At 72.3% G+C, this 19,250-nt stretch carries 15 protein-coding genes; 5 read left to right on the forward strand and 10 right to left on the reverse strand.

Annotation, left to right across the window (positions count from 1 at the left end; genetic code table 11):
* Positions 1-114 precede the first annotated feature (114 nt).
* The 4 genes from ACH4F6_RS17210 to ACH4F6_RS17225 form a co-directional block, all read right to left on the reverse strand.
* Positions 115-2,244 carry a 3-hydroxyacyl-CoA dehydrogenase NAD-binding domain-containing protein gene (locus tag ACH4F6_RS17210; protein WP_397960981.1) on the reverse strand — a complete coding sequence of 710 codons (2,130 nt, stop codon included), beginning with the start codon at positions 2,242-2,244 and terminating at the stop codon, positions 115-117.
* Positions 2,241-3,458, reverse strand: a complete 1,218-nt coding sequence (locus tag ACH4F6_RS17215) for a thiolase family protein (protein WP_397960982.1) — start codon at positions 3,456-3,458, stop codon at positions 2,241-2,243. Before ACH4F6_RS17215 ends, ACH4F6_RS17210 begins: the two co-directional genes overlap by 4 nt.
* Before the next feature lie 153 nt (positions 3,459-3,611).
* Positions 3,612-4,673 carry a LacI family DNA-binding transcriptional regulator gene (locus tag ACH4F6_RS17220; RefSeq protein WP_397960983.1) on the reverse strand — a complete coding sequence of 354 codons (1,062 nt, stop codon included), beginning with the start codon at positions 4,671-4,673 and terminating at the stop codon, positions 3,612-3,614.
* Positions 4,670-7,090: a glycoside hydrolase family 2 protein gene (locus tag ACH4F6_RS17225; RefSeq protein WP_397960984.1), complete on the reverse strand. Its 2,421-nt coding sequence runs from the start codon at positions 7,088-7,090 to the stop codon at positions 4,670-4,672. The genes ACH4F6_RS17220 and ACH4F6_RS17225 overlap by 4 nt, the downstream gene beginning before the upstream one ends.
* A 188-nt stretch (positions 7,091-7,278) precedes the next feature.
* On the opposite strand from ACH4F6_RS17225, the gene ACH4F6_RS17230 reads away from it, so the two are divergent.
* Genes ACH4F6_RS17230 through ACH4F6_RS17240 form a run of 3 tightly spaced genes read left to right on the forward strand, consistent with a single transcriptional unit; the run spans position 7,279 to position 10,366 of the window.
* Entirely contained in the window at positions 7,279-8,595 is a 1,317-nt protein-coding gene (locus tag ACH4F6_RS17230) for an extracellular solute-binding protein (protein ID WP_397960985.1), read from the forward strand.
* The gene (locus tag ACH4F6_RS17235) at positions 8,592-9,539 is read left to right on the forward strand and encodes a carbohydrate ABC transporter permease (RefSeq protein ID WP_397960986.1); all 948 of its coding nucleotides are present in this window, start codon (positions 8,592-8,594) and stop codon (positions 9,537-9,539) included. Before ACH4F6_RS17230 ends, ACH4F6_RS17235 begins: the two co-directional genes overlap by 4 nt.
* On the forward strand, positions 9,536-10,366 hold the full coding sequence (locus ACH4F6_RS17240) for a carbohydrate ABC transporter permease (RefSeq protein WP_397960987.1): 831 nt from the start codon (positions 9,536-9,538) through the stop codon (positions 10,364-10,366). Before ACH4F6_RS17235 ends, ACH4F6_RS17240 begins: the two co-directional genes overlap by 4 nt.
* Positions 10,367-10,758: 392 nt before the next feature.
* On the opposite strand, the gene ACH4F6_RS17245 is transcribed toward ACH4F6_RS17240, so the two are convergent.
* The 4 genes from ACH4F6_RS17245 to ACH4F6_RS17260 all read right to left on the reverse strand — a co-directional run bounded on the left by ACH4F6_RS17245 (position 10,759) and on the right by ACH4F6_RS17260 (position 15,289).
* On the reverse strand, positions 10,759-11,646 hold the full coding sequence (locus tag ACH4F6_RS17245; protein WP_397960988.1) for a septum formation family protein: 888 nt from the start codon (positions 11,644-11,646) through the stop codon (positions 10,759-10,761).
* A gap of 421 nt (positions 11,647-12,067) precedes the next feature.
* Entirely contained in the window at positions 12,068-13,360 is a 1,293-nt protein-coding gene (locus ACH4F6_RS17250; RefSeq protein WP_397960989.1) for an HRDC domain-containing protein, read from the reverse strand.
* Positions 13,361-13,655: 295 nt separating this feature from the next.
* Complete coding sequence (locus ACH4F6_RS17255) at positions 13,656-14,318, reverse strand: response regulator transcription factor (RefSeq protein WP_003993737.1); 663 nt, start codon at positions 14,316-14,318, stop codon at positions 13,656-13,658.
* Positions 14,319-14,620: 302 nt separating this feature from the next.
* Positions 14,621-15,289: a DUF3000 domain-containing protein gene (locus tag ACH4F6_RS17260; RefSeq protein WP_397960991.1), complete on the reverse strand. Its 669-nt coding sequence runs from the start codon at positions 15,287-15,289 to the stop codon at positions 14,621-14,623.
* Positions 15,290-15,441: 152 nt separating this feature from the next.
* On the opposite strand from ACH4F6_RS17260, the gene hemE reads away from it, so the two are divergent.
* Entirely contained in the window at positions 15,442-16,509 is a 1,068-nt protein-coding gene (gene hemE, locus ACH4F6_RS17265; RefSeq protein WP_397960992.1) for a uroporphyrinogen decarboxylase, read from the forward strand.
* A 16-nt stretch (positions 16,510-16,525) separates the two neighbouring features.
* Here hemE and ACH4F6_RS17270 read toward each other — a convergent pair whose 3' ends face one another.
* The gene (locus ACH4F6_RS17270; RefSeq protein ID WP_397960993.1) at positions 16,526-17,338 is read right to left on the reverse strand and encodes a rhomboid family intramembrane serine protease; all 813 of its coding nucleotides are present in this window, start codon (positions 17,336-17,338) and stop codon (positions 16,526-16,528) included.
* Between the two features lie 125 nt (positions 17,339-17,463).
* Here ACH4F6_RS17270 and ACH4F6_RS17275 point away from each other — a divergent pair, with 125 nt between their 5' ends.
* Complete coding sequence (locus ACH4F6_RS17275) at positions 17,464-17,733, forward strand: hypothetical protein (RefSeq protein WP_397960994.1); 270 nt, start codon at positions 17,464-17,466, stop codon at positions 17,731-17,733.
* A gap of 102 nt (positions 17,734-17,835) precedes the next feature.
* Here ACH4F6_RS17275 and ACH4F6_RS17280 read toward each other — a convergent pair whose 3' ends face one another.
* Positions 17,836-19,236: an FAD-dependent oxidoreductase gene (locus ACH4F6_RS17280; protein WP_397961136.1), complete on the reverse strand. Its 1,401-nt coding sequence runs from the start codon at positions 19,234-19,236 to the stop codon at positions 17,836-17,838.
* Between the last annotated feature and the right edge of the window lie 14 nt (positions 19,237-19,250).

Below are 19,250 nucleotides of genomic sequence, written 5' to 3' on the forward strand. Positions count from 1 at the left end.
CCCCTGCCGACCGCCCGGCGCCCGGTGTCCGACCCGGGCACGGGGACACGGCGGGCCGGACGGAAAAGAGGGCCCCCGCGTGCCGCGGAGGCCCTCTTCACTGCTTCACGGGGGTTACGCCGGTACCGACGCCACGCCCGGAGCCAGGAACCGCTTGCCGTTCACCCGCTCCGACACACCCTCGCGGTCCAGGTACGGCGTGATGCCGCCCAGGTGGAAGGGCCAGCCGGCACCGGTGATCAGGCAGAGGTCGATGTCCTGCGCCTCGGCGACGACGCCCTCGTCGAGCATGAGCCCGATCTCCTGCGCCACCGCGTCCAGGACGCGCGCCCGCACCTGCTCCTCGGTGAGGACGGAGTCGCCCTGCTTCAGCAGCGCGGCGACCTCCGGGTCCAGCTCGGGCTTGCCGCTGTCGTAGACGTAGAAGCCGCGCTTGCCCGCCTCGACGACCGCCTTGAGGTTCGGGGAGACCGTGAAGCGGTCCGGGAACGCCCGGTTGAGCGTCTCGGAGACGTGCAGGCCGATGGCCGGGCCGACCAGCTCCAGCAGGACCAGCGGGGACATCGGCAGGCCCAGCGGCTCGACCGCCTTCTCGGCGACCTCGACCGGGGTGCCCTCGTCGATGACGTTCTGGACCTCGCCCATGAAGCGGGTCAGGATGCGGTTCACGACGAACGCCGGGGCGTCCTTCGTCAGCACCGCCGTCTTCTTCAGCTTCTTGGCGACGGCGAACGCCGTGGCCAGGGAGGCGTCGTCGGTCTTCTCACCGCGGACGATCTCCAGCAGCGGCAGGACCGCGACCGGGTTGAAGAAGTGGAAGCCCACGACCCGCTCGGGGTGCTTGAGCTTCGACGCCATCTCGCTGACCGAGAGGGACGAGGTGTTGGTGGCCAGGATCGCGTGCGCCGGGGCGACCGCCTCGACCTCCGCGAACACCTGCTGCTTGACCCCGATCTCCTCGAACACGGCCTCGATGACGAAGTCCGCGTCCGCGAAGCCCTCGGCCTTGTCCAGGACGCCGGAGACCAGCGCCTTGAGGCGGTTGGCCTTGTCCTGGTTGATCCGGCCCTTGCCGAGCAGCTTGTCGATCTCGGCGTGGACGTAGCCCACGCCCTTGTCGACGCGCTCCTGGTCGATGTCGGTCAGCACGACCGGCACCTCCAGGCGGCGCAGGAACAGCAGGGCGAGCTGGCTGGCCATCAGGCCGGCGCCCACGACACCGACCTTGGTGACCGGACGGGCCAGGCTCTTGTCCGGCGCGCCGGCCGGGCGCTTGCCGCGCTTCTGCACCAGGTTGAAGGCGTAGATGCCGGCGCGCAGTTCGCCACCCATGATCAGGTCGGCGAGCGCCTGGTCCTCGGCGTCGTAGCCCTGCTGGAGGTCGCCGTTCTTGGCGGCGGCGATGATGTCGAGGGCGCGGTAGGCGGCCGGGGCCGCGCCGTGCACCTTGCTGTCCGCGATGAAGCGGCCGCGGGCGACGGCCTGGTCCCAGGCCTCGCCGCGGTCGATCACCGGACGGTCGACGACGATCTCGCCCTTGAGGACGGACGCCGTCCAGATCAGCGACTGCTCCAGGAAGTCCGCACCCTCGAACAGGGCGTCGGCGATGCCCAGTTCGTAGACCTGGGCGCCCTTGAGTTGCTTGTTCTGGTTGAGGCTGTTCTCGATGATCACCGAGACGGCCTTGTCGGCGCCGATCAGGTTCGGCAGCAGGGTGCAGCCGCCCCAGCCGGGGACCAGGCCGAGGAAGACCTCGGGGAGCGAGAAGGCGGGCAGGGCCGCGGACACCGTGCGGTAGGTGCAGTGCAGGCCGACCTCGACGCCGCCGCCCATGGCCGCGCCGTTGTAGTACGCGAAGGTCGGCACGGCCAGGCCGGAGAGGCGCTTGAAGACCTCGTGGCCGCCCTTGCCGATGGCGAGCGCGTGCTCGTGCTCCTTCAGCAGCTCGACGCCCTTGAGGTCGGCGCCGACCGCGAAGATGAACGGCTTGCCGGTGACGCCCGCGGCGACGATCTCGCCGGCCGCCGCCTCCTTCTCGACCTGGTCGATCGCGGTGTTGAGGTTCGCGAGGGACTGCGGGCCGAAGGTGGTCGGCTTGGTGTGGTCCAGGCCGTTGTCCAGGGTGATCAGGGCGAAGCGGCCCGCACCCAGGGGAAGGTCGAAGTGGCGGACGTGCGCCGACGTGACGACCTCGTCCGGGAACAGCTCGGCCGCACCCTTCAGCAGTTCAGCGGTGGTGCTCACTTGTCCCCCTCGAAGTGCGGGTTCTCCCAGATGACCGTCGCGCCCATGCCGAAGCCGACGCACATGGTGGTCAGGCCGTAGCGGACGTGCGGCTGCTCCTCGAACTGGCGGGCCAGCTGCGTCATCAGACGGACGCCGGAGGAGGCGAGCGGGTGACCGAAGGCGATCGCGCCGCCGTACTGGTTGACGCGCTCGTCGTCGTCGGCGATGCCGTAGTGGTCCAGGAAGGCCAGGACCTGGACGGCGAACGCCTCGTTGATCTCGAACAGGCCGATGTCGGAGATGGACAGGCCCGCCTGCGCGAGGGCCTTCTCCGTGGCCGGGATCGGGCCGTAGCCCATGACCTCGGGCTCCACGCCGGCGAAGGCGTAGGAGACGAGGCGCATCTTCACCGGGAGGCCGTTCGCGCGGGCGAAGTCCTCGGAGGCGATGAGGGAGGCGGTGGCGCCGTCGTTCAGGCCGGCCGCGTTGCCCGCGGTGACCCGGCCGTGGACGCGGAACGGCGTCTTCAGCCCGGAGAGGTTCTCCAGGGTCGTGCCCGGGCGCATCGGCTCGTCGGCGGTGACCAGGCCCCAGCCCGTCTCACCGGCCTCGGCGTTCGTCCGGCGCACCGAGATCGGCACCAGGTCGGCCTGGATCTTGCCGTTGGCGTACGCCTTGGCGGCCTTCTCCTGGGAGCGCACCGCGTACTCGTCCGCGCGCAGCTTGGTGATCTGCGGGTAGCGGTCGTGCAGGTTCTCCGCGGTCATGCCCATGAACAGGGCGGACTCGTCGACCAGCTTCTCGGAGACGAAGCGCGGGTTCGGGTCCACGCCCTCGCCCATGGGGTGGCGGCCCATGTGCTCGACACCGCCGGCGACGGCGATGTCGTAGGCGCCGAAGGCCACGGAACCGGCGACCGTGGTGACGGCGGTCAGCGCGCCGGCGCACATGCGGTCGATGGAGTAACCGGGCACGGAGGTCGGCAGACCGGCCAGGATGCCGGCGGTGCGGCCGATGGTCAGGCCCTGGTCGCCGATCTGCGTGGTCGCGGCGATGGCGACCTCGTCGATCTTCTTCGGGTCGAGGCCGGGGTTGCGGCGCAGCAGCTCCCGGATCGCCTTCACGACGAGGTCGTCGGCGCGAGTCTCGTGGTAGATGCCCTTCGGGCCCGCCTTGCCGAACGGGGTGCGGACGCCGTCGACGAAGACGACGTCCCTGACGGTACGAGGCACGATGGCTCTCCTCCAGGGTGCGGGATGGCACTGCTGCGATGCGCTGAGCGCGCGCTCAGGCCCATGCTACTTATGGGTAACGTAGCTGCACACCCCTGCCGGGGGGAGCGGCGAATGTCACACCCCGAACGGCCCATCCCGACGGCCCCGTCCTCACCCTCCCGGCGGCGCCGTCGAGCCGCGCGGGGTCAGGACCGGGGTGGGGACCGGGTGGGAGCCCGGGTTCGTCCCCGTGATCACTCCGAACAGGGTACGGGCCGCCTCCGCGCCGAAGCCGTACACGTCGTGGCTCATCGCGGAGAGGGTGGGATGGGTCAGCCGGCACAGCTGGGAGTCGTCCCAGGCCAGCAGGGACACGTCGCGGGGGACCGACAGGCCCATCTCGGCCGCCACCGACAGCCCCGCCACGGCCATGATGTCGTTGTCGTAGACGATGGCCGTCGGCCGGTCCGGCGGGGCGGCGGCCAGCATCGTGCGGGTCGCCCGCGCCCCCGCCTCGCCCGAGTAGTCCGTCGCCACCTGCCACGCTCCGGTGAGCCCCAGGGACCGCGCCGCCTGGTCGAAGGCGGCGGTGCGCATCGTGGTGTGTCCGAGGGCCGCCGCGCCTCCGACCCGGGCGATCCGGCGGTGCCCCAGCGCGGCGAGGTACCGCACGGCCTCCGTCACGGCGGTGGCGTCGTCGGTCCACACCGACGTCAGGCTCCCGGTCAGCGACGGGTGCCCCACGGCCACCACCGGCATGCCCAGCCGCTCGGCCGCCGCCACCCGGGGATCGTCGGCCCGGAAGTCCACCAGGATCGAACCGCCGATCTGCCGCCCCCGCCACCACGACTCCTGCAGCCCGACCTCCTCGTCCAGGTTCCGCACCAGCCGCAGCAGCAGCGAGCAGGAGTGCTCGGTCAGCACGCTCTCCACCCCGGAGACGAACTCCATGTAGAACGGCTCCAGGCCCAGCATCCGCGCCGGCCGGCAGATCGCGAGCCCCACCACGTCCACGCGCGAGCTCGACAGCGAGCGCGCGGTCAGGTTCGGTTCCCAGCCCAGCTCCCGGGCCGCCGCGAAGATGCGGTCCCGGGTCGCCTCCGCCAGCCCCGGCTTGTGGTTGAACGCCAGCGACACCGCCCCCTTGGAGACGCCGGCGCGTGCGGCGACGTCCTTGATGGTGACGCGGGGCGAGGGGGGCGGGAGGGGGGACGGCGACGGGGAGGCTGTCATCGAGCGGGCTCCTGGCAGTACAGCGCGGCACGGGCGGCGTCGGCATCCGGAGTCTGCCAGCCCTCGACGCCGATGGTCACCCGTTCCCCGGGAAGCAGGGTGACGAGCCCGCGGTCGGCCCGCGCCCGCGGATCCAGCCGGTCGGCCTGCAGGAGCAGATCCCGTACGAGGGTCCGGGCCCGCACCTCGACGCCCCCCGGTACGACGGTCACGTCGAACTCCGGCCGGGGGTAGGGGATCTCCCGGTCGGGCACCGGGAAGTGCACGGCCCGCAGCCCTTCCCCGCTCCCGGCCCCGCCCGGACCGGGGGACGCCTCCGCGGACCCCGCCGCGTCGGCCACCAGGAACTCCTTCGCCCCGTCCGGTTCCAGCTCCGCCGGCACCCGCACCTCGGCCACCGCCCGGGCCCCGGCGGCGAGTTCGGCCTCCGCCGCCGCGAGCACCTCCCCCTCGACGGACATCCGCCGCAGCGACAGGGTCCCGGCCCACCGCTCGGCGGACTGGTTGACGGCCGCCAGCACCAGGCGGCCGTCGCGCCGTCGCAGCGTGAGCAACCGGTCGGCGTACAGCCGCCGCAGCTCGTGGTACAGCGGCTTCTCCCGGCCGTCGCCGTCGATCGCCGCCCAGGAGGTCACCGGCCAGCAGTCGTTGAGCTGCCAGACGACCGTGCCCGCGCACACCGGCCAGTGCGAGCGCCAGTGCTCGATCCCCGCGGCCACCGCGCGCGCCTGGTTGACCTGGGTGAGGTAGTGCCAGCGGTCGAAGTCCCCCTCGGGGAAGGCGAAGTGCCGCTCCAGGCCCCGCCGGAGCTTGCCGTTGCCGTCCTCGGCCTTCTGGTGGTGCAGCATGCCGGGGGAGTCGGCCGCGAGCTCCTCCCCGGGCAGCGCCCGCCGCAGCGTGGCGTGGGCGGGCGGCGCCTGCCAGCCGAACTCGGCCACGAACCGCGGCACGTGGAGCCGGTAGTCGGCGTAGTCCTGCCGGTTCCACACCTCCCACGAGTGGTGCGTCCCGTGCGCCGGATCGTTCGGATGCCGCCGCCACGACCCGGACCAGGGACTGCCCGCCGTGTACGGCCGCGTCGGGTCCAGCTCGGCCACCACCCGCGGCAGCAGACCCAGGTAGTACCCCTCCCCCCAGGAGTCCCCGGCGAGCCGCTCCTCCCAGCCCCAGTCCCGGAACCCCCACAGGTTCTCGTTGTTCCCGTTCCACAGCACCAGCGAGGGATGCGGCATCAGCCGTACGACGTTCTCCCGGGCCTCCGCCTCCACCTCGCCCCGCAGCGGCTGCTCCTCGGGGTAGGCCGCGCACGCGAAGGGGAAGTCCTGCCACACCAGCAGGCCCAGCTCGTCGCAGGCGTCGTAGAAGTCCTCGCTCTCGTAGATCCCGCCGCCCCACACCCGCACCAGGTCCACCCCGGCGCCGGCCGCCTGCCGCAGCCGCGTCCGGTAGCGCTCGCGGGTCACCCGCGACGGGAACACGTCGTCCGGGATCCAGTTCACGCCCCGCGCGAACAGCCGCTCCCCGTTGACGACGAGGGTGAAGCCGGTGCCGTGCGCGTCGGGCGAGGTGTCCAGTTCCACCGTCCGGAAGCCGATCCGCCGCCGCCAGACGTCCAGCGGGACGTCCGCGTGACGCAGCGTCAGTTCGACCTCGTACAGCGGCTGTTCGCCGTACCCGCGCGGCCACCACAGCGCGGCCCCCGGCACCTCCACCCGTACGGCCCCGGACGTCCCCGACACCTCGGCCCGCACCCGCCGGCCGCCCACCCGGGCCTCCAGGGCGAGCGCGGCCTCCACCCGGGTCCGCTCCACGTCGACGTGCAGCTCCACGACGCCGGCGCCCTCCTCGACGGTGACGACCGGGCGCACCCGGGCGATCCGCGCCGTCGACCAGCGCTCCAGCCGCACCGGCCGCCAGATCCCGGCCGTCACCAGGGTCGGTCCCCAGTCCCAGCCGAAGGAGCAGGCCATCTTGCGGATGTACTGGTACGGCTCGGCGTAGGCGGCCGGCCGCTCGCCGAGCCGTCCGCGCACGGCCTCCGCCTCGGCGTAGGCGGACCGGAACCGGACGGTCAGGGGTCCGTTCATCCCGGTCACGTCGAAGCGGTGCGTACGGTGCATGTTCCGCACTCGGCCGAGGAGTTGGTCCCCCACGAGGATCTCGGCGGCCGTGTCCAGCCCGTCGAAGACCAGGTCGGTCTGCTCGTGCCCGAGGGCTCCCTCGGGCAGCCGGGTCTCGTACGTCCACTCCCGCCGCCCCACCCACGCGGCCCCGGTCTCGTTCCGGCCGAGGAACGGGTCCGCGATCACCCCCGCCGCGAGCAGGTCGGTGTGCACGCAGCCCGGCACCGCCGCCGGCAGCGCCTCCTGTTCGTGCCGCAGGATCCATCCGTCGGTGAGCGGTGTCGCCTCCAGCATGCGCACTCCCTAAACCGGTACACCCGAGTGTCGAGCGCCATCACGTCATCCTTGGCGGGAATGGGACTTTACCGGTTGAGAAAGCGCTGTCAGAGTGCCGAACCAGCCAACCCGAACGGCTCGACCGACCCGTACGTGCTCGACCACCCCGCAAGTGCTCGTCCGTCCCGTGAACGGAGCTGATGCACATGAACCGCCGTACAGTCCTCGCCCTGATCGCGGGAGCCGCCCTGCTGCTCCCCGGCTGCACCGGTACAGCAGGCACCTCCGAGGGAGCGGACGCCGAGGCGCCCGACGACCCGACGAAGGTGAGCGGCGACATCACGGTCCTCACCGTGCGGACCGACCTGGTGCAGGACGGCACGATGAAAAAGTACGCCGCCGAGTTCAACAAGACGTACCCCGAGGTGAAGGTCGAGTTCCAGGCCCTCACCAACTACGAGGCCGAGATCAAGATCCGGATGAACACGGAGGACTACGGAGACGTCCTGCTGATCCCCGGGGTCATCAAGAAGAGCGACTACCCGAAGTTCTTCGCCTCCCTCGGCACCGAGGCCGAACGCGGCAAGAAGTACCGCTTCACCGACTTCACAGCCGTCGACGGCAAGGTCTACGGGCAGAGCCCGGTCGGCGTGATGCCCGGCTTCGTCTACAACAAGAGGATCTGGAAGGAGGCCGGGGTCACCGAGTGGCCGACCTCCCCGGCCGAGTTCCTCGCCGACCTCAAGGCGATCAAGGCGAAGACCGACGCGATCCCCTACTACACCAACTTCGCCGCCCAGTGGCCGCTGACCTCCTGGACCTTCGTCAACGGCTCGGTCCACTGCGACCCGCAGGCCACCACCAAGCTCGCCGAGGGCGACCCGTGGGCCGAGGGCTCCGACCTGCGGGTCGGCGACACGCTGCTGCACGACATCGTCAAGCAGGGCCTTGCCGAGAAGGACCCCACGACCAGCAACTGGGAGGAGTCCAAGCCCCGCACGGCCAAGGGCGAGATCGCCACGCAGTGGCTCGGCACCTGGGCCATCGTCCAGTTCCAGGACGCGGCGAGGAAGGCCGGCGTGAACCCGGACGACATCGGCTTCATGCCCTTCCCGGCCCAGACGGACGGGAAGTACTGCTCGACCATCGGCCCCGACTACCACCAGGCCGTCAACGTCCACTCGAAACACAAGGAGGCGGCCCGCGCCTGGATCGACTGGTTCACCGACAAGTCCGGCTACGACAAGGACAACCTCGCCATCTCCCCGCTCAAGGACGCCCCCATGCCCGACGTCCTCAAGCCGTACGAGGAGGCGGGCGTGAAGCTGATCGAACTGGACGACTCGGCGGGCGCCGAGGTCAAGCTGATCGACGACGAGTCCGAGGTCGGCATCAACAAGCCCGAGTACCGCCAGGACCTCGTCGACCTCGCGCGCGGCGCCAGGAAGGGCAGCCTGGACGACTTCCTCGCCGGCCTCGGCAAGAAGTGGACCGAGACGCAGAAGACCGTGGGCGACCGATGACGGACACCACCGAGAAGGCGACCCCCGAGGCCGTGCCGGCCACGGGGGCGGCCGTTCCCGCCCCGGCCCCGCGCCGTGCGCGCGCGTGGCGCCTGCTCACCCCCTGGCTGTTCCTGCTCGCCCCGCTCGCCCTGCTGGTCACCTTCACCTACGCGCCGATCGCCAACATGGTCGCGTACAGCTTCACCGACTGGGACGGCGTGAGCCCCGGACTGCACTACACGGGCGGCGAGAACTACGCCGAGATCTTCACCAGGGAAGACCTCTTCCAGGTGTTCTTCGTCAGCGGCTACTACCTGGCCGCCTCCGCCGTCCAGATCGCCGTCGCGCTCTACTTCGCGACGGTCCTCAGCTTCAGCGTCCGCTTCCGGAACTTCTTCAAGGGCGTGCTCTTCTTCCCGTCCCTGATCAACAGCGTCGCGATCGCCTTCGTCTTCCTCTACTTCTTCCAGGACGGCGGCACCCTCGACACGGTGCTCGGCCTGTTCGGCCACCCCACGGACCACGCCTGGCTGGGCACCCCGGTCTCCGCGAACGTCTCCCTCGCGAGCGTCTCCGTCTGGCGCCACCTGGGCATGAACTTCGTCCTGTTCCTCGGCGCGATCCAGTCCGTCCCCGGCGAGGTCTACGAGGCGGCCGAACTGGACGGGGCCAACCGCTGGCACCAGTTCCGCCACATCATCGCGCCCGGCATCAAACCGGTGCTGACGCTGACGGTGATCCTCTCCGTCTCCGGCTCGCTCTCCGCCTTCGAGATCCCGTACATCATGACCGGCGGGGCGACCGGCACCGAGACCTTCGTGATCCAGACCGTGAAGCTGGCCTTCCAGTTCAACAAGACGGGCCTCGCGTCGGCGGCAGCGGTGGTGCTGTTGCTGATCATCCTGGCGGTGACCTGGGTGCAGCGACGCCTCGTCCCCGACGACAGGGTGGACCTGGTATGACACGCCGAGCCGTTGCCCGCACCCTCGTGTACCTGTCGCTGGTCCTCGCGTCGGTGGTCGTCCTGCTCCCGCTCGGCGTCGTCTTCCTGACCTCGCTCAAGACCCCGGAGGAGACGGCGCGGGGCGGCGGGGCGCTCACGCTCCCGCACGACCCGTTCAACCTGCACAACTACGTGACCGCGTTCCAGGACGGGCAGATGCTGGCGGCGTTCGGCAACACCGCCTTCATCCTGGTGGTCTCCATCGGCGGCACGGTCCTCATCGGCTCGATGACGGCGTACGCCATCGACCGCTTCACGTTCCGCTTCCGGAAACTGGTGCTTGCGCTCTTCCTGGTCGCGGCCCTCGTCCCCGGCGTGACCACCCAGGTGGCCACCTTCCAGATCGTCCACAGCCTCGGCATGTTCGACACCCGCTGGGCCCCGATCGCCCTCTACATGGGCACGGACATCGTGTCGATCTACATCTTCCTGCAGTTCGTCCGGTCGATCCCGGTCTCCCTGGACGAGGCCGCCCGCCTCGACGGGGCCAACGCCTTCACCGTCTACCGCAAGATCATCTTTCCGCTGCTGAAACCGGCGATCGCGACGGTCGTGATCGTGAAGGGGGTCGCCGTCTACAACGACTTCTACATCCCCTTCCTCTACATGCCCTCGCAGGACCTCGGCGTGATCTCGACGTCCCTGTTCCGCTTCAAGGGCCCCTACGCGGCCCACTGGGAGACGATCTCGGCGGGGGCGGTCCTGGTGATCCTGCCGACCCTGATCGTCTTCCTGGCCCTGCAGAAGTACGTCTACAACGGCTTCATGCGGGGGGCGTCCAGGTGAGCCCCTGACGGACGCCCGGTTCGCGGCCGCCGTGGGCCGACGTCCGGCCCGCGGCCACGGCGGGACGGCGGCGTCCGCGGGCGCCGTGCCGGCGGCCGGGCGGGCGGGACCGGCCCCGGGCGGCGCTTCGCCCGGGGCGGCGCCGGGGCGCGTCCACCACGACCCCGGCTCCGTCACCGACGGCATGCTGCGCCGCCCGGCCGGGGAGATCGCGCGGCTGCGGGACCGGACCGACGCCGGCGTGGTCATCCGCACCGCCCGGACCGCCTCGCACCTCGACCGGCCCCGGGCTGTCGCGGGGCCGTGTCCCGGGCGGCGCGTCGGGGCCGGACGGATCCCGGGAAGCGGGGCCGGGCCCTCGACGGACACGGCCCCGCGCACCCGACGGAGCGTCAGGCCGCCCAGGCCTCGGCCTCGTCGGCCGGGACGGCGGTGGCCAGACCCAGTTCCTTGCGGGCGGCGACCGACTTGTTCGGGTCGATGCCGGTGAACGCCGGGTCGTAGGCGATGTAGAACGCGTCGGCGTCGGCGGCGTTCGCGGCCTTCCTCCAGTTCCCGGCCGCCTCCGCCAGCGCCGCGCGGAGCTTGCCGACCTCGGTGCCCTCGATGCCGTCCAGGCCCTCGACGTGTGCGTCGAGGGCGGTCGCGACGGCCTTGGCCTGCGCCTTGTAGCCGGCCAGGTCGTCCTCGACGGCGTCCTTCTCGGGCTGGTTCGCCCACAGGGCCTCGTAGACCGCGTTCGAACCCTCGAGGTACGTGGTCTGCTCGGGCTTGAGGGACTTCGCCGTGTTCAGCGAGCCGCTGAACGTGCCCTTCTCCGCGGTGTAGGTGCAGCTCACCGCGCGGTCACCCGTCGCCCAGCTCTCCTTGGTCGGGGTGTAGTAGAAGAGGGCGACGCCCTTGGGGAGCGCCCAGGTGTCCGGGGTGTACTTCTGTGCCTCGACCGGGCAGCGGGTGTCGGCGATCGACGAGATCCCGTCCTCGCCGGGGTACTCCTCGCCCTCGTCGATCGCGAACTCGCCGACGACCTGGCCCTGGTGCGCCTCGTCGCAGGGCACGATCTCGACGGCGTACGCCGTCCCCTCGGCCTTGCCGTTCGGGTTGTAGCAATCGCCGATGTCCAGCGAGGACACCGGGCGCTGGCGAGCCACCTCCTTCGCGCCCTCCTTGGCGCTGTCGACGGCGTCGGAGACGTCCGAGCATCCCACCGCGCCGATCGCGAGCAGGGCGGCGACGGCGGACATGCCGCGAAGGGAACGATAGGGGACACGGATTGGCATGACGTGCACATCCTGTTGCGTGATCTTCAGGAGGGCCGCGCGCGTCGCATGCCGTTCCTGCGGCCCGGTTGTGCGAAGACCCCCACCTCATTACGGCGTCTCCGACTCGCGACGGGCCGCGAGGGTTGTATCCGGGCCGCTCGCGGGCGGGAGCCGGGAGGGCTCCGTGACACTTCCGCGGAGCCGGGTGCCGTCGAGCACGAAAGGGACGTGCGCAAGGGCGTCCGGTGCGCCCACTGCGCTCCCCTCGCGCCGGCAGGACACGTGGGGTCTGCCCGCGCGGACCGGGCGACCGTTCCGGCGGCCGGCCGGGTCCCTTTTCGAGGGACCCGGCCACGTGCCGGCGAGCCGGCGAGTTTCGCGGGCCCCGGCCGTGTGCCGGCGAGCCCGCGGGTCCACGGAGCCGGAACCCGGCGAAGCCCTACGGGGCGCCCTTCGCCGAGAGCGCCGCCACCAGGACCGGTGTCACCTGTTCCACCTGCCAGGGCCGTGCCCCGTACCCCGCGAGCAGGGCCGCGACGGACTCCTCGTCGACGGTGCCGGGCGGCTCCCAGCACACGCGCCGCACCGTGTCCGGCGCGATGAGGTTCTCCTGCGGCATGGCCAGCTCCTCGGCCAGCGCCGAGACGGCGGCCCTCGCCGCACTGAGCCGTGCGGCCGCCACCGGGTCCTTGTCGGCCCATGCCCGCGGCGGCGGGGGCCCGGCGACCGGCTGCCCGGGCTGCGGCAGCTGGGACTCGCTCAGCGCCTTCACCCGGTCGACCGCCGCCTGCCACTGCTCCAGCTGCCGCCGCCCCATCCGGTGGCCGAAGCCGTTCAGCGCGGCCAGCGCGTGCACGTTGGCCGGGAGGGCGAGCGCGGCCTCCACGATGGCCGCGTCGGACAGGACCTTGCCCGGCGACACGTCCCGTCGCTGCGCGATCCGGTCCCGCGTCTGCCACAGTTCCCGCACCACGCCGAGCTGCCGCCGCCGGCGCACCTTGTGCATCCCGGACGTGCGGCGCCAGGGGTCCTTGCGGGGCTCCGGCGGCGGGGCCGAGGCGATCGCGTCGAACTCCTGGCGGGCCCACTCCAGCTTGCCCTGCCGGTCCAGCTCCTTCTCCAGCGCGTCGCGCAGATCGACCAGCAGCTCGACGTCCAGGGCGGCGTAGCGCAGCCACGGCTCGGGCAGCGGCCGGGTGGACCAGTCGACGGCGGAGTGTCCCTTCTCCAGGACGAAGCCGAGGACGCCCTCGACCATCGCGCCCAGACCGACCCGCGGGAACCCGGCCAGCCGTCCGGCCAGCTCGGTGTCGAACAACCGCGTCGGCACCATGCCTATCTCGCGCAGGCAGGGCAGGTCCTGGGTGGCGGCGTGCAGCACCCACTCCACGCCGGACAGGGCGTCGCCCAGGGCGGAGAGGTCGGGGCAGGCCACGGGGTCGATCAGCGCGCTGCCCGCGCCCTGGCGGCGCAGCTGCACCAGGTAGGCGCGCTGGCCGTAGCGGTAGCCGGAGGCCCGCTCGGCGTCGACGGCGACGGGGCCGGAGCCGGCGGCGAACGCCGCGATCACCCGGGCGAGCGAGTCCTCGTCGGCGATCACGGGGGGAATGCCCTCGCGCGGTTCGAGCAGAGGTGTCGGCGCCCCGGAAGCAGTGGATCCGCCATCGTCCGGAGGGGCGCCTCCGGTGGTTCGCAGTGAACTGGCTGCTGCGGTTTCTTGGGCGTCGGTCACCGGTCAAGGGTATCCGTGTGCGGACGGCGCCCGCCGACGGAACGTTCCGTCGGCGGGTAGCGCGGGGTCGTGAACCAGTCAGGCGGGGGGAGGGCCGGGGCGTGCGGTCCCGGCGCGCCCTCCGTGGGCCGGTGCCACGGTTCGGGCGGTTCGGTGGGAGAGGTACGGGCGGGGTGGGGTGAGGGGGTGTGCGGGCGGGTCGGGGGTACGGGTGGGCGTGGGTCCGTGTGCGGGGATGGGTGCGGGTCCGCGTCCGGGGAGACGGGCGGGCCCGTGGCGGGTGTGCGGGTGGGGGTCAGTGGATGATGCCGGTCCGCAGGGCGACCGCGACCATGCCGGCCCGGTCGCCCGTGCCCAGCTTGCGGGCGATGCGGGCCAGGTGGCTCTTGACGGTCAGTGCGGACAGGCCCATCGAGACGCCGATCGCCTTGTTCGACTGGCCCTCGGCGACCAGCCGCAGCACCTCCACCTCGCGACCGGACAGCTCGCGGTAGCCGCCCGGGTGGCTCGGGGCACCCGGGGGGCGGCGGTGGAGACGGGCGGCGGCCGCGCCGATGGGGGCGGCACCGGGCCGGGTGGGGAGCCCGACGTTGGTGCGGGTGCCGGTGACGACATAGCCCTTGACGCCGCCCGCGAGGGCGTTGCGCACGGCGCCGATGTCGTCGGCGGCGGACAGGGCGAGCCCGTTGGGCCAGCCCGCGGCACGGGTTTCCGACAGCAGGGTGAGACCCGAGCCGTCGGGCAGATGGACGTCGGCGACGCAGATGTCGCGGGGGTTGCCGATGCGGGGACGAGCCTCCGCGATGGACGAGGCCTCGATGACGTCGCGCACACCGAGCGCCCACAGGTGGCGGGTGACGGTGGAACGGACGCGCGGATCGGCCACGACCACCATGGCGGTGGGCTTGTTCGGGCGGTAGGCGACCAGGCTTGCGGGCTGCTCGAGGAGAACGGACACCAGGCCTCCTGGGTCGGGGGACGGGGCCGGCTTGTGGGGATGAAGCCGGGACGAACCGTGCTTTCAAGGTCACATCCGTCTTCGGCAGCGAACCCGGGGTCCTTTAGAAAATGATCACGATCTAGTGAGTAAAAATCTGCGCAATTCGGACACGCGAGCGATCGCCCGAAGATCAAGTCGGTTTGAGTGGGGGATGTATGAGACCGGAAGTGGCCGTATCGACAAAGAGACGGTCATGGAGGGGGCCGAACGAGGGAGGCGCCCGTGACCGGTGACGGTCACGGGCGCCCCGAGGACGGAGATCAGCGGGTCTGCGGCCCCCGCCGCTGCGGCAGCGTCACCACCGAGGCGTCGCCGGGCCCGGCCGGCGGCAGTCCCGCGACCTGGGCCAGCAGATCGCTCCAGGCCGCCAGGTGCGCGGCCGTGTCCGGCACCCCGCCCAGGCCCTCGCGGGGCGTCCAGGAGGCCCGGATCTCGATCTGCGAGGCGGCGGGCCGTTCCGACAGCCCGCCGAAGTAGTGCGAACTCGCGCGCGTGACGGTCCCGCTCGGCTCGCCGTACGTCAGCCCGCGCGCCTGGAGCGCGCCCGTCAGCCAGGACCAGCACACCTCCGGCAGCAGCGGGTCGACGGCCATCTCGGACTCCAGCTCGGCCCGGATGAGGGTCACCAGCCGGAAGGCGCCCCGCCAGGCCTCGTGCCCGTCCGGGTCGTGCAGCAGCACCAGCCGGCCGTCCGCCAGGTCCTCGTCGCCGTCCACCACCGCCGCCTCCAGGGCGTACGCGAACGGGGCGAGCCGCTGCGGGGCCGGTGTCGGCTCCACCTCGATCTGTGGTCGCAGCCGGGCGGTCCTCAGCGCGTCGACGGCGGCCCGGAAGGGCAGCGGAGCCGACCTGTTCCCACCCCGGTCCTCCCCGTCCTCGTCGTCCATTCCGCCCGTGCCGTCCGACAGTCGTCCCTGAGCCGCAGCCATGCGGGGAAGATTAAAGGGAACGGCGGCCTCGCGCAGGGCAAGACACCCGTGGCCGGGGCCCCGGCGGGTGCGCGCTGGGCGAACACGCGCACGGGCCGGGGCCCGGCAGGGGGCGGCTCGACCGTCCGCGGCGGCGTGCGAGACTTGCCGTCGTGAGCGTGAACGAGAGCCCGGCGGGCCGGCCGCCGACAGCGACGTACGACAGCCCCTTCCTGAAGGCGTGCAGGCGTGAGCCCGTGCCCCACACGCCGGTCTGGTTCATGCGGCAGGCCGGACGCTCCCTGCCGGAGTACCGCAAGGTCCGCGAGGGCGTCCCGATGCTCGAGTCCTGCATGCGGCCCGAGCTGGTCACCGAGATCACGCTCCAGCCGGTGCGCCGGCACGGCGTGGACGCGGCGATCTACTTCAGCGACATCGTCGTCCCGCTCAAGGCGATCGGCCTCGACCTCGACATCAAGCCGGGCGTCGGCCCGGTCGTCGAACAGCCGATCCGCACCCGCGCCGACCTCGCCCGGCTGCGCGACCTCACCCCCGAGGACGTCTCCTACGTCACCGAGGCGATCGGCCTGCTGACCGGCGAGCTCGGCTCCACCCCCCTGATCGGCTTCGCGGGTGCGCCGTTCACCCTCGCGAGCTACCTCGTCGAGGGCGGACCGTCGCGCACGTACGAGAACGCCAAGGCGATGATGTACGGCGACCCCGAGCTCTGGGCCGACCTGCTGGACCGGCTCGCGGACATCACGGCCGCCTTCCTGAAGGTGCAGATCGAGGCGGGCGCGAGCGCCGTCCAGCTCTTCGACTCCTGGGCCGGCGCCCTCGCCCCGGCCGACTACCGCCGCTCGGTGATGCCCGCCTCCGCGAAGGTCTTCGACGCGGTCGCCGGGTACGGCGTCCCGCGCATCCACTTCGGCGTCGGCACCGGCGAGCTGCTGGGGCTCATGGGCGAGGCCGGCGCGGACGTCGTCGGCGTCGACTGGCGCGTCCCGCTCGACGAGGCCGCCCGCCGCGTCGGCCCCGGCAGGGCGCTCCAGGGCAACCTCGACCCGACCGTGCTGTTCTCCACCCGCGAGGCCGTCGAGGCCAGGACCCGCGAGGTGCTCGACGCGGCCGCCGGTCTGGAGGGCCACGTCTTCAACCTCGGCCACGGCGTCATGCCCGCCACCGACCCGGACGCGCTCACCCGCCTCGTGGAGTACGTCCACACGCGGACGGCCCGCTAGAAGCCCTCCGCGACGCTCACCACGTGTGCCGGGGCCGGGCCCGCCTGCCGAAGAGCAGGCCGCCCGGCTCCGGCGGCGGGGGAGTGCCCGGCTTGAGCGGCCAGGCGAGCAGCATGCCGGCGAGGAAGCCCACGACGTGCGCCGCGTACGCGACGGTGCCCGCGGCGGAGACGCCCTCGCCGGAGGAGTACACCGCCTGGAGCACGAACCAGAAGCCCAGCACCAGCCAGGCCGGCAGCCGCAGCGGCAGGAAGACCAGGAACGGCACGAGGACCCACACCCGGGCCTTCGGATACAGCACCAGGTAGGCGCCGAGCACCCCCGCTATCGCCCCCGAGGCGCCGATCAGGGGGTCCGTCGACTCGGCGTTCACCAGCGCGAAGCCGTAGGACGCCGCGTAGCCGCAGGCGACGTAGAACAGCGCGAAGCGGACGTGGCCCATGCGGTCCTCGATGTTGTTGCCGAAGATCAGCAGGAACAGCATGTTGCCCAGCAGGTGCAGCCAGCCGCCGTGCAGGAACATCGCGGTGAACACGCTCAGCGCCGGGGACTTGTCGTAGCCGGGCGGGCCCAGCAGACAGCCGCCGTCCCGCACCTCGCCCGTGGGCACCAGCCGGGGCAGCTGATCGTGGATCAGTTCCCGCGGCACGGCCGCGTAGTGCTCCAGGAACGCGTGCAGGTGGCACGTCTGCGCCAGGCCGCTGTCGCCGGCCACGGAACCGGACAGGCCGGGCATGAAGAGGAACACGAAGACGTTCGCGGCGATCAGCGCGTACGTCACCACCGGGGTACGGCGCGCGGGGTTCACGTCATGCACGGGGATGACCACAAGGGAGTACTGCCCCCGATCCGCCGGGCGAACCGGTGAACGCGCCCCGCCGCCGGTGCGTATGAACCGGCAACCACCCGCGGTCCGGGGAAGGCGGGCCGCGGGGACGACGTGAGGGACGGACGATGAACGAGCGGGTCACTGCTGCGATGCACGCCACGCCCGACGGCGAGGCGGAACTCTCCCTCGTCGTCCGGCTGCCCTGGGAGGACGTGGCACGGCTCGGCCAGGAGGCCGGGCGGCTCGCCTCGCAGATGAAGCGGCCGGTGACGCTGGACGAGGCCGTCAGCCACCGGCTGCGGTCGCGGCCCGCGGCCGCCGCGCACGCCAAGCCCACGGAGACACCGGCCGCGGCTCCGGTGTCGACGCTGCCGAGGCTCAGCGGGACGGCGTAGACCGGCCGCGGCGCCACGGGGCGCGGGGCACGGGTCGCGCCCCGCGCGGCGGAGCCGCCCGTCGCCACGGACCCGCGCCCCTTCGGGTCCGGGCCGGCCGCCCTACGCGTTCCGTATCCTCGCCGCGGCCTTGCGGGCCGCCACCAGCACCGGATCCCACACCGGGCTGAACGGCGGCGCGTACCCCAGGTCCAGGGCCGTCATCTGTTCCACCGTCATGCCGGCGGTCAGGGCGACCGCCGCGATGTCGACCCGCTTGCCCGCGCCCTCCCTGCCCACGATCTGCACGCCCAGCAGCCGGCCCGTCCGGCGCTCGGCGAGCATCTTGACCGTCATCGGGGAGGCGCCGGGGTAGTAGCCGGCGCGGCTGGTGGACTCGACGGTGACCGTCTCGTACTGCAGGCCCGCCCTGCGCGCGTCCTTCTCGCGCAGGCCCGTGCGGGCGATCTCGAGATCGCAGACCTTGCTGACGGCCGTGCCGACGACACCGGGGAACGTGGCGTAGCCGCCGCCGACGTTGGTGCCGATGACCTGGCCGTGCTTGTTGGCGTGGGTGCCGAGGGGGATGTGGCGCTGCTGGCCGGAGACCAGGTCGAGCACCTCGACGCAGTCGCCGCCCGCCCAGACGTTCTCGTGGCCGCGCACCCGCATCGCCAGGTCGGTGAGCAGGCCGCCGTGCGCGCCGAGGGGCAGTCCGGCGGCCCCGGCGAGCGCGGTCTCCGGGCGGACGCCGATGCCGAGGACCACCACGTCCGCCGGGTGGTCGGCGTCCCGGGTGCGGACCGCCCGGACCCGGCCGTCGTCGTGGGTGAGCAGCTCGGTGACCTCGGCGTCGTTCACCATGGTGATGCCCAGGCCCTCCATGGCCCCGTGCACCAGGCGCCCCATGTCCGGGTCGAGGGTCGACATCGGCTCGCTGCCCCGGTTGACGACCGTCACCGAGAAGCCCCGGTTGATGAGCGCCTCGGCCATCTCCACACCGATGTAGCCCGCGCCGACCACCACGGCGCGCCGTCCACGCGCGCGCGTGAGCGTGTCGAGGAGCTCCTGCCCGTCGTCCAGCGTCTGCACCCCGTGCACGCCCTCGGCGTCGGCCCCCGGCATGTCCGGCCGGATCGGACGGGCCCCGGTCGCGACGACGAGCTTGTCGTACGGCGTCCAGGACTCCGCTCCCGAGTCGACGTCACGCGTGCGCACCCTCTGCCGCGCCACGTCGATCTCGGTGACCTCGGTGCGCAGGCGCAGGTCGATCCCGCGCGCGCGGTGCTCCTCGGGGGTGCGGGCGACCAGCGCGTCCCGGTCGGTGACGTCACCGCCCACCCAGTACGGGATGCCGCAGGCCGAGTAGGACGTGAAGTGGCCGCGTTCGAAGGCCACGATCTCCAGCTCCCCGGTCCCCCTCAGCCTGCGGGCCTGGGATGCCGCGGACATGCCCGCGGCGTCCCCGCCGATCACGACCAGCCGTTCCCGCCCGGCGTTCCCCCGGCGCGCGCTCTCGCTCATGCTCATGCGAACAC

It is taken from the genome of Streptomyces sp. NPDC017936 (genome assembly GCF_044328485.1).
Classification (GTDB): Bacteria; Actinomycetota; Actinomycetes; order Streptomycetales; family Streptomycetaceae; genus Streptomyces.